The sequence below is a fragment of the Mycobacterium sp. NGS39 genome, from assembly GCF_059812765.1.
Genome location: NZ_JCALDH010000006.1, coordinates 230,807 through 244,390, shown reverse-complemented (window position 1 = coordinate 244,390; position 13,584 = coordinate 230,807). Strand labels below are relative to the sequence as shown.

11 protein-coding genes are annotated in these 13,584 nt (G+C 65.5%); 2 read left to right on the top strand and 9 right to left on the bottom strand.

Going from position 1 to position 13,584, the window contains the following annotated elements:
- Positions 1-10 precede the first annotated feature (10 nt).
- Together AC5Y39_RS11130 and AC5Y39_RS11125 are read right to left on the bottom strand one after the other, a co-directional pair.
- Positions 11-2,887 (bottom strand): MMPL/RND family transporter, encoded by a 2,877-nt coding sequence (locus AC5Y39_RS11130; protein ID WP_500017115.1) that lies wholly within the window; start codon positions 2,885-2,887, stop codon positions 11-13.
- Entirely contained in the window at positions 2,884-3,303 is a 420-nt protein-coding gene (locus AC5Y39_RS11125) for an MmpS family transport accessory protein (protein WP_500017489.1), read from the bottom strand. The genes AC5Y39_RS11130 and AC5Y39_RS11125 overlap by 4 nt, the downstream gene beginning before the upstream one ends.
- A 711-nt stretch (positions 3,304-4,014) precedes the next feature.
- Here AC5Y39_RS11125 and AC5Y39_RS11120 point away from each other — a divergent pair.
- The gene (locus AC5Y39_RS11120; protein WP_499909878.1) at positions 4,015-4,353 is read left to right on the top strand and encodes a hemophore-related protein; all 339 of its coding nucleotides are present in this window, start codon (positions 4,015-4,017) and stop codon (positions 4,351-4,353) included.
- A 73-nt stretch (positions 4,354-4,426) separates the two neighbouring features.
- On the opposite strand, the gene lipL is transcribed toward AC5Y39_RS11120, so the two are convergent.
- The 4 genes from lipL to mutA are packed head-to-tail and all read right to left on the bottom strand — an operon-like array spanning position 4,427 to position 10,827.
- A complete protein-coding gene (gene lipL / locus AC5Y39_RS11115) occupies positions 4,427-5,695 on the bottom strand; it encodes an esterase/beta-lactamase LipL (RefSeq protein WP_500017117.1) in 1,269 nt (422 codons plus the stop codon).
- Between the two features lie 57 nt (positions 5,696-5,752).
- Entirely contained in the window at positions 5,753-6,733 is a 981-nt protein-coding gene (gene meaB / locus AC5Y39_RS11110; RefSeq protein ID WP_500017119.1) for a methylmalonyl Co-A mutase-associated GTPase MeaB, read from the bottom strand.
- The gene (scpA, locus tag AC5Y39_RS11105; RefSeq protein WP_500017121.1) at positions 6,733-8,964 is read right to left on the bottom strand and encodes a methylmalonyl-CoA mutase; all 2,232 of its coding nucleotides are present in this window, start codon (positions 8,962-8,964) and stop codon (positions 6,733-6,735) included. The genes meaB and scpA overlap by 1 nt, the downstream gene beginning before the upstream one ends.
- Before the next feature lie 6 nt (positions 8,965-8,970).
- Entirely contained in the window at positions 8,971-10,827 is a 1,857-nt protein-coding gene (gene mutA, locus AC5Y39_RS11100; protein WP_500017123.1) for a methylmalonyl-CoA mutase small subunit, read from the bottom strand.
- Between the two features lie 60 nt (positions 10,828-10,887).
- Here mutA and AC5Y39_RS11095 point away from each other — a divergent pair, with 60 nt between their 5' ends.
- On the top strand, positions 10,888-11,604 hold the full coding sequence (locus AC5Y39_RS11095) for a TVP38/TMEM64 family protein (RefSeq protein ID WP_500017125.1): 717 nt from the start codon (positions 10,888-10,890) through the stop codon (positions 11,602-11,604).
- Here AC5Y39_RS11095 and AC5Y39_RS11090 read toward each other — a convergent pair.
- Genes AC5Y39_RS11090 through AC5Y39_RS11080 form a run of 3 tightly spaced genes read right to left on the bottom strand, consistent with a single transcriptional unit; the run spans position 11,601 to position 13,560 of the window.
- Positions 11,601-11,957, bottom strand: a complete 357-nt coding sequence (locus AC5Y39_RS11090) for a DoxX family protein (RefSeq protein ID WP_500017126.1) — start codon at positions 11,955-11,957, stop codon at positions 11,601-11,603. The genes AC5Y39_RS11095 and AC5Y39_RS11090 overlap by 4 nt on opposite strands.
- Positions 11,957-13,099 (bottom strand): SPFH domain-containing protein, encoded by a 1,143-nt coding sequence (locus AC5Y39_RS11085; RefSeq protein WP_500017128.1) that lies wholly within the window; start codon positions 13,097-13,099, stop codon positions 11,957-11,959. Before AC5Y39_RS11085 ends, AC5Y39_RS11090 begins: the two co-directional genes overlap by 1 nt.
- 26 nt (positions 13,100-13,125) lie before the next feature.
- On the bottom strand, positions 13,126-13,560 hold the full coding sequence (locus AC5Y39_RS11080) for an NfeD family protein (protein WP_500017130.1): 435 nt from the start codon (positions 13,558-13,560) through the stop codon (positions 13,126-13,128).
- Positions 13,561-13,584 lie beyond the last annotated feature (24 nt).

The following is a 13,584-nucleotide window of genomic DNA, read 5'->3' as shown; positions in this document are numbered from 1 at the left end:
GCGGCCTTCGCTAGTCCCTCAGCAACAGGGCACGCACCAAGGGACGGGGACCGACCGGCCGAAGCATTGTGCTCGCGGGACGAGGCCGCACGCGCTGCGGCCACCAGAACCAGCGGCCCAGTAGTGCAGCGATCGACGGCGTCATGAATGCACGCACGATCAGGGTGTCGAACAACAAACCCATACCGATGGTGGTGCCCACCTGACTGATGCTGAGGAGGTCGCTGACCACCATGGAGCCCATGGTGAACGCGAACACCAGACCCGCGGCCGTCACCACCTTGCCGGTACCGGCCATCGCCCGGACGATGCCGGTATTCAGGCCGGCGTGTAACTCTTCTTTCATGCGGGACACGAGCAGCAAGTTGTAGTCCGACCCCACAGCCAACAGCAGGATCACCGACATTGCGAGCACGACCCAGTGGATTTGAATTCCCAGCAGGTATTGCCAGACGAGCACAGATAACCCGAATGACGCGCCCAGCGATAGCGCCACAGTTCCCACGATGACCAGCGCGGCGACGAAGCTGCGCGTCACGATCATCATGATGATGAAAATGAGGCACAGAGCAGCGATGCCGGCGATCATCAGGTCGTAGCGGGAGCCGTCCACCAGGTCCTTGACCATCGCCGACGTGCCGGCGAGGTAGATCTTGGAGTCCTCCAGCGGAGTGCCCTTCAGCGCCTCTTCGGCGGCGGTCTTGATCGGGTCGACCCTCGAAATCCCCTCAGGTGTCGCCGGATCGCCCCGCTGCGTGATGAGCATGCGCGCAGCCCTGCCGTCCGGCGACAGGAAGACTTTCAGGATGCGCTGAAAGTCCTTGTTGTTCAACACATCTGGCGGCAGGTAGAAGGAGTCGTCGTTGTTGGCGGCGTCGAAGGCCTTGCCCATCGCCGTCGCGTCCTTCGTCGACTCGTCCATCTGGTCGAAGATCCCGGACATCGTGCTGTGCATCGTCAGGATCATGGTCCGCGAGCTCTGCATGATGTCGATCATCGGCGGGAACTGGGCGAGCATCTGAGGCAGCAGCCTGTCGAGTTCATCCAGGTTCTTGACGAGATCCTGCATCTTGTCGTTGATCTCGTCCACACCGTCGATCGAGTCGAAGATTGCCTTCAGCGACCAGCAGATGGGGATGTCATAGCAGTGCTGTTCCCAATAGAAGTAATTGCGGATCGGCCGCCAGAAGTCGTCGAAGTCGGCAATGTGGTCCCGCAATTCTCCGGTGATTTCCTGCAGCTCGTGGGTCTGGCCCACCATCCGATGCGTCGTGTCGTTCATCTGCTGCATCAAGGAGTACATGCGCTGCATCACGCTGATGGTCGTCGACATCTCGTCGGCCTGCTTGAGCAGATCCTTCATGCGGCTCTTCTGGAACGGCAGGTTCAACCGCTGGCTGGCCTGAGAAATGCTGAGCATGAACGGGATTGACGTGTGCGCGATCGGCGTGCCCTCCGGGCGGGTGATCGCCTGCACACTCGAGATACCCGGCACCGCGAAGACCGCCTTGGCCAATTTGTTCAGCACCAAGAAGTCGGTCGGATTGCGCATGTCGTGATCGCTCTCGATCAACAAGATGTCCGGCGTCGACATTCGCGACTGCGGGAAATGGCGCGCGGCTGCGGCAAGCCCGAGGTTGGCCGGGATGTCTTTCGGGATGAACTTCTGATCGCTGTAGCTGGGGTTGTATCCCGGCAACGTCAACAGACCGATCAGCGCGACTGCCATCGTCGCTGCGAAGATCGGTCCCGGCCAGCGGACGATCGCCGTGCCGATCCGCCGCCATCCCCGGGTTTTGATCAGCCGCTTGGGGTCGAAGAGCCCGAAGCGGCTGCCCGCGGCCATGACAGCCGGAATCAACGTCAGCGCCACCGCGACCGCGACGAGCATGCCCACGGCGCCCGGCACACCCAGCGGCTGGAAATAAGGCAGGCGAGTGAAGCTGAGGCAGAAGATGGCGCCGGCGATGGTCAAACCAGAAGCGAGGACCACTTTCGCGACGCCGCTGTAGGCGGTGTAGTAAGCGGTTTCCCGGTCCTCACCGGCTTGCCGGGCCTCTTGATAGCGGCCGGCGAAGAAGATTCCATAGTCGGTTCCGGCCGCGATCCCGATGGACACCAAGAGATTGACGACGTATGTGGTGAGACCGACGATCTCGTGGTCGCCGAGGAACGCGACTATTCCTCGGGCTACTTGAAGCTGAATGCCCACCATCAGCAGCAGCACGATCACCGAGATGAACGACCGGAAGACGATGAGCAGCATGATGAAGATGACCGCGAACGTGACGGCCGTGATGAGAACGACTGTTCTGTTGCCGCTCTTGCCCATATCGGCCACCACGGGGGCGGGGCCGGTGACGTAGGCCTTGAGCCCGGCCGGCGGCGGCGTGCTGTCGACGACGTGGCGGACGAATTCGACGGAATCGTTGCCCAAAGCCGAGCCCAAGTTGCCGGCGAGGTTCAACTGGACGTAGGCCGCTTTACCGTCGGCGCTTTGTGCCGCACCGGCGGTGAGCGGATCCCCCCAGAAATCCTGGATGTGCTGCACATGCTTCGGGTCGTCGCGCAGCTGGCGAATCAAGTTGTTGTAGTACTGATGTGCTTCGTCGCCCAGCGGTTGGTCGCTTTCGAGAACCAGCACCGCGACGCTCTGCGAATTCGACTCCCGGAAGTCCTCGCCCATGCGCTTCATCGCCTTGTACGACGGCGCGTCTGACGGACTCAGTGATACCGAATGCTCGCGTTCGACCTGCTCCAGCGGCGGGACACCGACGGTTACGACGACGGCGACGCCCAGCCAGGCCAAGATGATCAGCAGCGAAAGCCGATGGATGTTGCGCGCGAAGAACGGCCGCCGGACGGGCTCTGTGTTTCGATCTCTCATGCCGACTTCAACAGGCAGAAGGTGAGGGCGTTCACGTCGTTTGAGATCCTCTCGGCTTTGACCTCACCGTCGACGACGATGCGGCAGCCGATGCTGTCGCTGTCGCCCTGGGCCACGACACTTCCAGCCGCCGACGCTTTAGTGATCTCGAACTGCAACGACCATGGCAGAGGCACTCCCTGGATGTGTTGGGGTTCGGCTTCGGCGTCGAAGTAGCTGATGTCGGCCACCGTTCCCGGGGCGCCAAAGACCTCATACGTCAGCTTTTTGGGGTTGAACGGTTTGGTGTCGTTGATCTTGGTGTCTGCGTACGACGGGCGCTTCTCAGAGCCGAAGATTCCGTGCAGCCGGGACACCGTAAATCCGCCGGCGGCGATCACCACCAGCGCCAGCAGCGGAATCCACAGCCGCCTCAGTACCCGGAAAATTGTGACTCCCCTCCGCCCGTTCCAGCCACCCGGTGCAAAATCAGCCGCTCAACCATTTGTCACTCGCGTCGGCCGCGACAGCCGACGGCCGCACATGGTATGCGCTGGGCGTCGCCGGCTAGCCGTGCGGCGGCACCTCAGACCTGCGGCGCCTCGGGAGCGCAACCCGATCTTGAACAGTAAACCATGCCGCTTACCTCCATATTGGGTCGTTCCCAACGTGATATGGGATCGCAATACGCACCGCGCGCGTACAGGCACGGTATGGATCGTCGGCATCACCCGCAAATCACACGATGCTGTGGCTTGGGTGGCGTAGAAGTGTACAGTCCGGCCCGCCAGCGGTGACGAATTGACGCGGCAACCAATTCATGACGAACATGAAACGGCAGGTGAGAGCAAGCGATGGACGCAGGGGTCGGGTTCCCGTGCCGAGCGCGACAGCCTCACCGCTCACGTCGGCAAGGGCGGTGGTTCCGGGCGGCGGGAGTGCTTCCAGCGAATGGCGCCCGGCACATCGTCAGTGACTCCGGCGCCGAGCCCGCCGAATCCCGTTGAGCCACCTGCCGATCACCTCTCGACGGCTCCCTGAAAGCCGAACACCGCAGTGCTTGGTTAACCGATGTTTGCCGACCTTGATGCACCGCTCGGCTTCGATGGCTAGAGTCGATGCGGTCAGCTAGAGGGAGGGAGTTTCGAATGATCAAGCGTTCGCTGACTGGACTGGCTATCGGGGTGGGCAGTCTGGCAATCGCGCTCACCGGCGCCGCAGGGACCGCGTCCGCGGACCCGGATTTGGGTCCGGTGGTCAACACGACCTGCACGTATCCGCAGTGGGTGGCGGCGCTCAACGCGCAGGATGCCACTGCGGCTGCGTACTTCAACTCGTCGCGCAAGCTGCAGTCGGGTCTGCGGCAGTTCCTGGCCGCGCCGCCGGATCAACGCCAGAAGATGGCTGAGAACATGATGAACGCGCCGGCGAACCGGCCGTACATCGGCATGCTGCAGCAGGTCTTCAACACCTGCAACAACTACTGAGCGACTCTCGCGGAGGCCTGGACCGACTGACTACAAGGAAGTCGGTCCAGGCCTTCAGCCTTTGACGAGGCGTCTAGCCCGCGACCGATTCCGACGGCTCGGTGTACGGCGCACCGAAATGTGGCACCGAGTGCGCGCCGTGCCTGCGCGCGGCTTCTGCGCCACGGCGCAGCAGATTTCCCAGTGCCGCGAACGTCGCCTGGTCGAAAACCATTGGCGTCAGCAGCCGGTTGTGCACGAAACCAAACGACATCCCGGTGCTGGGATCTGCCCAGCCGATCGACCCGCCGAGCCCGGCATGCCCGAATCCCGGCAGCACACCGGGAATCGGCACGGAGTGGTAGCCCAGGTGCCAAGCGAGCGGCACAACGATGTTGAGATCGGGCCGCAGGCTCGGCCGGCCAGCCAGCCCGCGCACCACATCTGCTGACAGATAACGCATTCCGTCGATCCGTCCGCAGTTGGCGATCGCGCCGTACATCTTCGCCAGCCCCCGAGCGGTCGCTACCCCGTTGACAGAAGGGATTTCGCCGTCGAGGAACGGAATGTCGCCCTGCACAAAGGATTTCGCACCGGGAAAGTACATCGCCCCAAAGCCGCCGGAGAACCACAATGCCGCGTACTTGGGTGCGATCAGATTGAACAGCGGGTTGGCGCGCGTGCTCTGCGGCGCGAGGATCTGCGCAGTGCGGGTCGGCGAATGTGCGGGCGGGCGGCCCAGATGCAAGCCGTCGATGTTGAGCGGACGGGCCACTTCGGAGCGAATGAGTTCGCGCATGCCGACACCGGTGACCGCGCGCGCGAGCCCGGAAACCAGCCAGCCGTAAGTGATTGCGTGATAAGCGGGATGGCCCAGGAGGCGCGTCACATGCGCGGCCGCCATCCGTGCTTCCATCGCGACGTGGTCCAGCAGTTCGGTCTTGCTGACTCCGTTGAGGTGCGACAGACCGGCGCGGTGACCCATCAGGTCGCGGACTGTGATCGCGTGCTTGCCGTTCACCCCGAACTCCGGCCAGTAGGCCGCCACCGGCACGTCGTAGCTGAGCAGTCCCCTGTCGACGAGCCGGTGGATCACGGTCGCGGCCACGCCTTTGGTGGCCGAGAAGACCATTGCACCGGTGTCGGCGGTCCACCGCTGTTTTCCGCGCCGGTCGGAGTATCCCGTCCACACGTCGACCACCGGTCGGCCGTCGAGATACACCGCCAGCGCGCCGCCACCGAACCGGCGGCCCGGGAAGAGTTTCGAGAACAACCGGATCGCACACGCGAAGTGGGGATCGGCGGCGCCCTGCACCCCGTGGGGCAAGCCACTGTCGATCAGATGCAGCTGAGCGCGCGTCACAGGCTAATGATGACCCTTTAGCTGTCCAAACAAACCCATTGTTATGGTTCCGTTAATCTACGGCTGCGAGGCGGTGTCCAGGATCCGCTGCGCGCCCAGCGCAGCGGTCAACTCGCCGTCGCGGACCTGCCGCTCGACGTCGCCGCGAATGTCTTTCACCGCCGGGTTCGACAGCACTCTGTCCAGCACCGCGTCGCGCACCATCGACCACATCCAATCCACTTGCTGCTGGCGGCGTTTCGCCTCGAACTCGCCGGCCTCGGTCAGCACGTCGCGGTGTCGCAGCACCGTGTCCCACAGCTCTTGCAGACCGGTACCCTCCAGCGCGCTCATGGTCAGCACCGGTGGCCGCCACAAAGTGTCGCGCGGGTAGATCAACCGGATCGCCATCGTCAGTTCGCGAGCGGCCGCCTTCGCTTCGGTGGCATGCTCGCCGTCGGCCTTGTTCACCACCACGATGTCGGCGAGTTCCAGCACGCCTTTCTTGATGCCCTGCAACTGATCTCCGGCGCGCGCCAGCGTCAGGAAGACGAAGCAGTCCACCATGTTGGCCACCGCGACTTCGGACTGCCCGACGCCGACGGTCTCCACCAGGATCACGTCGAAGCCGGCGGCCTCCAACAGCACGATGGTTTCGCGGGTGGCTTTCGCGACGCCGCCCAGCGTTCCCGACGTCGGCGACGGACGCACGTAAGCATCGGGATGCACTGCGAGGCGGGCCATCCGGGTCTTGTCGCCGAGAATCGAGCCTCCGGTACGCGTCGACGACGGGTCGACCGCGAGCACGGCGACGCGGTGCCCTTGCTCGATCAGCATCATGCCGAGCGCTTCGATCGCCGTCGACTTGCCCACGCCCGGTACCCCGGTGATGCCGACGTGTAGCGCGCTTCCGGCCTGCGGTAGCAGCGTCAGCAGCAATTGCTGGGCCTGCTCGCGGTGGTCGGGCCGCGTCGACTCGACAAGCGTGATCGCCCGGGACAGCTCGGTTCGGTCGCCGGCGCGGATCGCCTCGGCGACCCGATCGGTCGTTTCGGCCATCAGTCCAGGCTGTAGCCGAGCCGCTCGGCGAGCTTACGCAGCAGGCCGATCGCGGCGTCGGAGATCACGGTTCCCGGCGGGAAGATCGCGGTCGCCCCGGCGGCATAGAGTGCGTCGAAATCGTCGGGCGGAATCACTCCGCCCACCACGATCATGATGTCGGGCCGGCCGACGTCGGCGAGCGCGTCGCGCAGCGCCGGAACCAGTGTCAGGTGTCCGGCGGCCAGCGACGACACACCGATCACATGGACGTCGTTGTCGGCGGCCTGCCGCGCCACCTCCTCGGGCGTGGAGAACAACGAGCCGACATCCACGTCGAACCCGATGTCGGCGAACGCCGTTGCGATCACCTTCTGTCCGCGGTCGTGGCCGTCCTGGCCCATCTTGGCGACCAGGATGCGCGGCCGGCGGCCGTCGGCCTCGGCGAACTTCTCGACGAGCTCGGTGGCGGACGAAATAGCGGTCCCCTTTCCGATCTCGTCGCGGTAGACGCCCGAAATCGTACGAATCTCGGCCTGGTGGCGGCCATAGACCTTCTCGAGCGCGTCGGAGATCTCGCCGACGGTGGCCTTGGCCCGGGCGGCGTTGATGGACAACTCCAGTAGATTGCCGTCGTTTTCGGCGGCGGCCCGCGTCAGCGCTGCGAGTGCGGCCTCGACTTGATCCGGGTCCCGCTCGGCGCGCAGCTGTTGCAGCTTGGCCAACTGCTCGGCGCGCACCTTGGTGTTGTCCACCTTGAGCACCTCGATCGCCGGATCTTCGTCGACCCGATACTTGTTCACGCCGATCACCGGCTGCTGCCCGGAGTCGATGCGGGCCTGCGTGCGGGCAGCGGCCTCCTCGATGCGCAACTTGGGAATGCCGTCGCTGATCGCTTGCGCCATGCCGCCATGCTCGGCCACCTCGCGCAGGTGCGCACGCGCCTGCTGCGCGAGTTGATGGGTGAGCCACTCCACGAAATACGAACCGCCCCAAGGATCTATCGGCCGCGTGGTCCCGGATTCCTGCTGCAGCAGCAGCTGGGTGTTGCGTGCGATGCGCGCGGAGAAATCGGTGGGCAGGGCCAGCGCTTCGTCAAGAGCGTTGGTGTGCAAAGACTGTGTGTGCCCCTGGGTGGCGGCCATCGCCTCGATGCAGGTGCGCGCGACGTTGTTGAACGGATCCTGCGCGGTCAACGACCAGCCGGAGGTTTGCGAATGTGTGCGCAGCGAAAGCGATTTCGGGTTCTTGGGATTGAAGTCGGAAACCAGCTCGCTCCACAGCAGCCGGCCGGCCCGCAGCTTGGCCACTTCCATGAAGAAGTTCATGCCGATGCCCCAGAAGAACGACAGCCGCGGCGCGAACTGGTCGATGTTCAGTCCGGCGTCCAGCCCGGCCTTGATGTACTCGACCCCGTCGGCCAGTGTGTAAGCGAGCTCGAGATCGGCTGTGGCTCCGGCTTCTTGGATGTGGTAGCCCGAGATCGAGATCGAGTTGAACTTCGGCATCTTCGCGCTGGTGTAGGCGAAGATGTCGGAGATGATCCGCATCGACGGCTTCGGTGGGTAGATGTAGGTGTTGCGGACCATGAACTCTTTGAGGATGTCGTTCTGGATGGTCCCGGCGAGCTTCTCCGGCGGCACCCCCTGCTCTTCGGCGGCCACCACGTAGAGCGCGAGAATCGGCAGCACGGCACCGTTCATGGTCATCGACACCGACACCGAAGCCAGGTCGATCCCGTCGAACAGCTGGCGCATGTCGAGGATGGAGTCGATTGCGACACCGGCCATCCCGACGTCGCCCTGCACGCGGGGGTGGTCGGAGTCGTAGCCGCGGTGGGTGGCCAGGTCGAAGGCGACCGACAGACCTTTCTGCCCGGCAGCCAGGTTGCGCCGGTAGAACGCATTCGATTCCGCTGCGGTGGAGAACCCCGCATACTGGCGGATAGTCCACGGCTGGTTGACGTACATGGTCGGATACGGCCCGCGCAGGTACGGCGCTTCACCGGGAAAGCTGTTGAGCGGATAGCCTTCCGCGGATGCGGCGGCCCGGTCAGCGGCGGTGTAGACCGGTTTGACGACGATGCCTTCCGGTGTGTGCCAATCCAATTGGTCCGGGCTGTACCCGTGGGCGCTGGCCGCGGCGGCGACGTGCGCGGACACGTCCGCTGCGGTCGGCGGAGTCGCCACCTCGTCGCCGTGCAGCGGGATGTCGGCGAAGCTGGCGATTACGGAGACGTCTGAAGTCGTCATCGGTCCTCACGCCCCCAATCGGCTGAGCAGGTTCGACAAGGCATCGACCGCATCGATTGTCGCGGTCAGATATGCGTCGGGCTGGTGGGCCTGGTCCACATCCGCGACGGCTTTTTGCGGACCGGCCAGATAAATGGTCGTGATCCCGGCCGCGTGCGCCGCCTCCACCGCGCCGGCCACCTCGGAGCCGTAGCGCTTGTCGGTGCCGCAGATGATCGCGATGTCGGGGCGGCCAGCCTGCTCGACGGCTGTGGGAATCGTGGCAGCATCCAGCGGGCCGGGGTTGACGGCCTCGATTCCGCCGGACGCCAACAAGTTCGTGGCGAACGTCGCGCGGACGTTGTGTTCGGCCAGCGGCCCGAGCGGCAGCAACAGCACGCGCGGCCGGCTTCCCGTGCGCTGCAGATAGGCATCGGATCGGTCCCGCAATGCCTCGAAACCGGCGGCGTACCGGCGTAATCCGGTATCGGTGGTCTCCCCGGCCTGCGGAAGCGGCGCCTCGGCAAGGTTGGGGTATTCGTTGACCCCGGTGATTTTGGCGCGTCGGTGCGCGACGTCGTCGGTGCGCTTCTGATGCAGCCGGTCGAGCTCGTCTGCGACGAAGTCGCGAGCTTCGGTGAAGCCGCCGCGCGCCTCGATCGCCTGGAAGTGGTCCCATGCCTGTTGCGCCAGTGCTTCGGTGAGATCTTCGACGTACCAGGAGCCGCCCGCGGGATCGAGCACGCGTCCGATGTTGGATTCTTCGAGCAGCAGCAGCTGCGTGTTGCGTGCAATGCGCCGCGAGAAGCCGGGACTCATCCCCGGCGCGCCGCCCGGGATCGCGACGTCGAACGGATGCACCAAAACCGTGTCGGCGCCGCCGATTCCGGCCGCGAATGCCGCAACAGTGGTGCGCAGCATGTTCACCCAGGGGTCACGCTGAGTCATCATCGGCAGCGAGGTGACGGCGTGCATGGTCGCCGCGCCGGCGCCCGGGGCGCCGACGACTTCGGCCACACGAGCCCAAAGTTGCCGCGCTGCACGGAATTTCGCGATCGTCATGAACTGGTCGTCGTCTGCGGCGAACCGGAAGCTGATTTGGCGCAGAGCATGTGCGGCCGTGACCGACGACAGCGACCTCAAATACGCCACGCCGGCGGCGATGCCGGCGCCCAGCTCCCAGGACGCGCTGGCGCCGAGGTTGTGGAATGCGGGACCGTCGACCGTGACCGTGCGCACCGCCCCCCGATAGCCGCCCGCCCGAGACGCGACCGCGACCACGTCGTCGAGGCTCGGCGCCGCGCGCCCGCTCAGCGGCGCGGTGAGCGGGTCGGCACCCAGGTCGACCGACAGCATCGCGTACTTGCCCTCGTCCAGTTGCGCAGCCAGCGCGAGCACCGCCTCGGCGGCGCTGACGAAGTCGGCGCCGGCGTCGAGCACGACCGGCACCAACTCGAGGAACACACCCTCCAGAACGTCGCCGAGCGAACCCGGTGCGATGGCGCCGTCGCCTACCCGCAGCACCAGCGCGCTGACCCCTTCGGTCAGCGACAGCAGCACCGCACCGTTGAGGTCGCTGACGCCGGTCTCCCCCGGCGGCGGGAAGGTCTCGGCGACCTTCCAGCCGGTGTTGACGTCACGCAGCGCGTCGGCGCCGCGAACGAACGGCCAGCGCCCCGGCAACGGATGCTCGGAGCGGGCGTCGAGCGCGGTGTAGAGCGCCCGGACGGGAAAGCCTTCGTAAGTGGGCGTGTCGAGCAGGCGTTCCGGATCGGGGGGCAGATCGGACTTGTGGGTTTTCGCCAGCACGCCGGCCACTGCCGAGCGCCAACGCTGACGAGCCTGCTCTACCTCGGAGGGGTCGACGCTGGCTTCGATAGACACGTGTTCAGGCTAAGCCAGCATCAACGACGTGTTCATCAAGGGGCCGTACTCTCGATAGCCATGAAGATCGGCGGAGCCCTGCGTGACCTGCGCAGACTCAACTCCGCCATGGTTGTCGCGGCTCAGCAAGTGCCCCGCCGGCGCATTGTCGCGATGGCGACCGCCATTGTGATCTTGGTCGCACTGTGGTTCTTCACCCCGATGCCGACGGCCGTGCAGGTGCGCGACTGGGCGACCTCGGCCGGTGCTTGGGTTCCGTTGGTGTTTTTCGCCACCCACGTGCTCGTCACGGTCTTGCCGTTTCCCCGAACCGCTTTCACGCTCGCCGCGGGTCTGCTGTTCGGGACCGCGCTGGGAGTCACCTTGGCGGTGCTGGCCAGCACCATCAGCGCGGTGATCGCGTTGATTCTGGTGCGGGCGACGGGCTGGCGGCTGGACCGCTTGGTCAGCCATCCGGCAGTAGAGACGGTCGACGCGCGGCTGCGCGGCCGAGGCTGGCCGGTGGTGTTCTCGCTGCGGTTGATCCCCGCCGTTCCGTTCTCGGTGATCAACTACGCCGCGGGCATGTCGGCGGTGCGACTGCTGCCGTACACGCTGGCGACGCTGATCGGACTGATGCCGGGAACGCTCGCGATCGTCGTGCTGGGCGATGCCGTCACCGGCCGGGTCAATCCGGTGCTCGTCGTCGTGTCGGTGCTCACCGCGTCCGTCGGCATCGCCGGGCTGGCATACGAGGTGCGGGCACATCGGCGCAGGGCCGTCGACTCAGCCGCCTAGGATCGGTCGGGACCCTTCACCGTCATCGCGGCGAACGTCACCAGGAACGTGGCCGCCGGAATCGCGTTGTAGAAGCGGTCGCGGGCGCGCACGTGCGCGCCGACGGCGAGGATGAAGTACAGCGTCAGCATCGCGGTGGTGAGCCTGGCGAGCCACGGAAACCGCAACACCGATGCCAGCCCGATCGCCGACGCGGCCTTCGCGACAGGCAGGACCCAGCGGATGCCTTCCGGAACGCCGAGCTGGTCGAGAAGCTTCGCAATCGGCGGCAGCGGGATTGCGCACGCCACGGCGTCACCGGCCTGGAACGCGGCGAGTGCGACGTAGGTCTTGGGCGAGGTGAGCGCACTCATCAGCTGGTCAACGACGGTGGAGTAGTGGGTCCGGCCACCGGTTTGCGCGCGTCGGCCTCGGCTGCGGCCACCGCCTGCGCGATCGCCGGATCGGTTTCGGTGTTGAACCAGTCGGCGACTTCGGCCGAATCGTCATGGGGCGCGGCATGTTTGGCGTCGTCGTCCGGAGAGGGCTGATACCGGAACACCCCATCGTCGCCCGGCGCTCCCAGCAGTTTGGTGAATCCCTGCAGCGCAGATCCAAAGTCGCTGGGCACGATCCAGACCTTGTTCGCCTCGCCCTTGGCCATCTGCGGCAGCGTCTGCAAATACTGGTAGGCAAGCAGCTCAGGAGTGGGCCGGCCGGACTTGATCGCTGCAAACACCTTCTCGATCGCCTTGGCTTGACCCTGAGCCTGCAGGTACTGCGCGGCGCGCTCACCTTGCGCCCGCAACATCCGCGACTGCCGGTCGGCCTCGGCCGCGAGGATCGCAGCCTGCTTCGCTCCTTCGGCGGCCAGGATCTGCGCCTGCTTCTGCCCCTCCGCCTGCTTGATCGACGACTCGCGGACACCTTCGGCGTTGAGGATCATCGCGCGCTTCTCGCGGTCGGCGCGCATCTGCTTTTCCATCGAGTCCTGGATGGACGGCGGCGGGTCGATGCTGCGCAGCTCGACGCGTGCGACTCGCAGTCCCCACCGGCCGGTGGCCTCGTCGAGCACGCCGCGCAGCTGCGCGTTGATCTGGTCGCGCGACGTCAGCGTCTGCTCCAGCGTCATACCGCCGACCACGTTGCGCAACGTGGTGGTGGTGAGCTGCTCGACGCCGACGATGTAGTTGCTGATCTGGTACACCGCGGCCTGCGGATTGGTCACCTGGAAGTAGACGACAGTGTCGATGTTGACGGTCAGGTTGTCTTCGGTGATCACCGGCTGCGGCGGAAAGGAGACCACGCGCTCGCGCAGGTCCACTCGCGCGCGGATCCGGTCGATGAACGGCAGCAGCAGCGTCAGCTGACCGGACACGGTCTTGCTGTAGCGGCCCAGCCGTTCGATCACCGCAGCCTCGGCCTGTGGTATCAGCGCAACGGATTTCGCGACGATGATGATCGCCAGGATCACCAGCACGCCGAGCAGCACCAGCCCGGCGACGGCACCTTCCATGAGGGTTCCTTCCTGCTATTCCAGGTCTAGTCGATCTTGGAGACGACCGCGGTGGCTCCGTCGATGTGTACGACGGTCACGTGGTCCCCCGGTTCGTAGACGTCGCTCTCGTTGAGCGGCCGGGCGGTCCATACCTGGCCGTCGAGCTTGACCTGACCCTCGTGCCGCGCCACCCGGTCGAGCACGAGCGCGCTTTTGCCCTCCAGCTCCTTCATGGGCTCCGGCAGGCCCTTGCCGGTGATGAGGTGTCGGCGCAATGCGGGCCGGACACCGACGAGCAGCAGAACCGACACACCAAGGAACACGACGCCGTCGGCCCAGACCGGCCAGTCGAACGCGGCACTGGCCCCTGCCGCCGCGAGCGCACCGCCGCCGAGCATCAGTAAAAACAGGTCGCCGGTCAAAGCCTCCGCGCCCGCCAGCGCCAGCGCGACGATCAGCCAGATCAGCGCCACAGGCATGACGCCAGCCTAACGCGAAACCAG

Bases quoted from the DNA above. Each gene is read 5' to 3' on its own strand.
- meaB (WP_500017119.1), bottom strand. From the start codon at position 6,733: ATGGCCGAAACGACCGATCGGGTCGCCGAGGCGATCCGCGCCGGCGAC.
- AC5Y39_RS11080 (WP_500017130.1), bottom strand. From the start codon at position 13,560: ATGCCTGTGGCGCTGATCTGGCTGATCGTCGCGCTGGCGCTGGCGGGC.
- AC5Y39_RS11130 (WP_500017115.1), bottom strand. From the start codon at position 2,887: ATGAGAGATCGAAACACAGAGCCCGTCCGGCGGCCGTTCTTCGCGCGC.
- AC5Y39_RS11085 (WP_500017128.1), bottom strand. From the start codon at position 13,099: ATGGAAGGTGCCGTCGCCGGGCTGGTGCTGCTCGGCGTGCTGGTGATC.
- scpA (WP_500017121.1), bottom strand. From the start codon at position 8,964: ATGACGACTTCAGACGTCTCCGTAATCGCCAGCTTCGCCGACATCCCG.
- AC5Y39_RS11120 (WP_499909878.1), top strand. From the start codon at position 4,015: ATGATCAAGCGTTCGCTGACTGGACTGGCTATCGGGGTGGGCAGTCTG.
- AC5Y39_RS11095 (WP_500017125.1), top strand. From the start codon at position 10,888: ATGAAGATCGGCGGAGCCCTGCGTGACCTGCGCAGACTCAACTCCGCC.
- AC5Y39_RS11090 (WP_500017126.1), bottom strand. From the start codon at position 11,957: ATGAGTGCGCTCACCTCGCCCAAGACCTACGTCGCACTCGCCGCGTTC.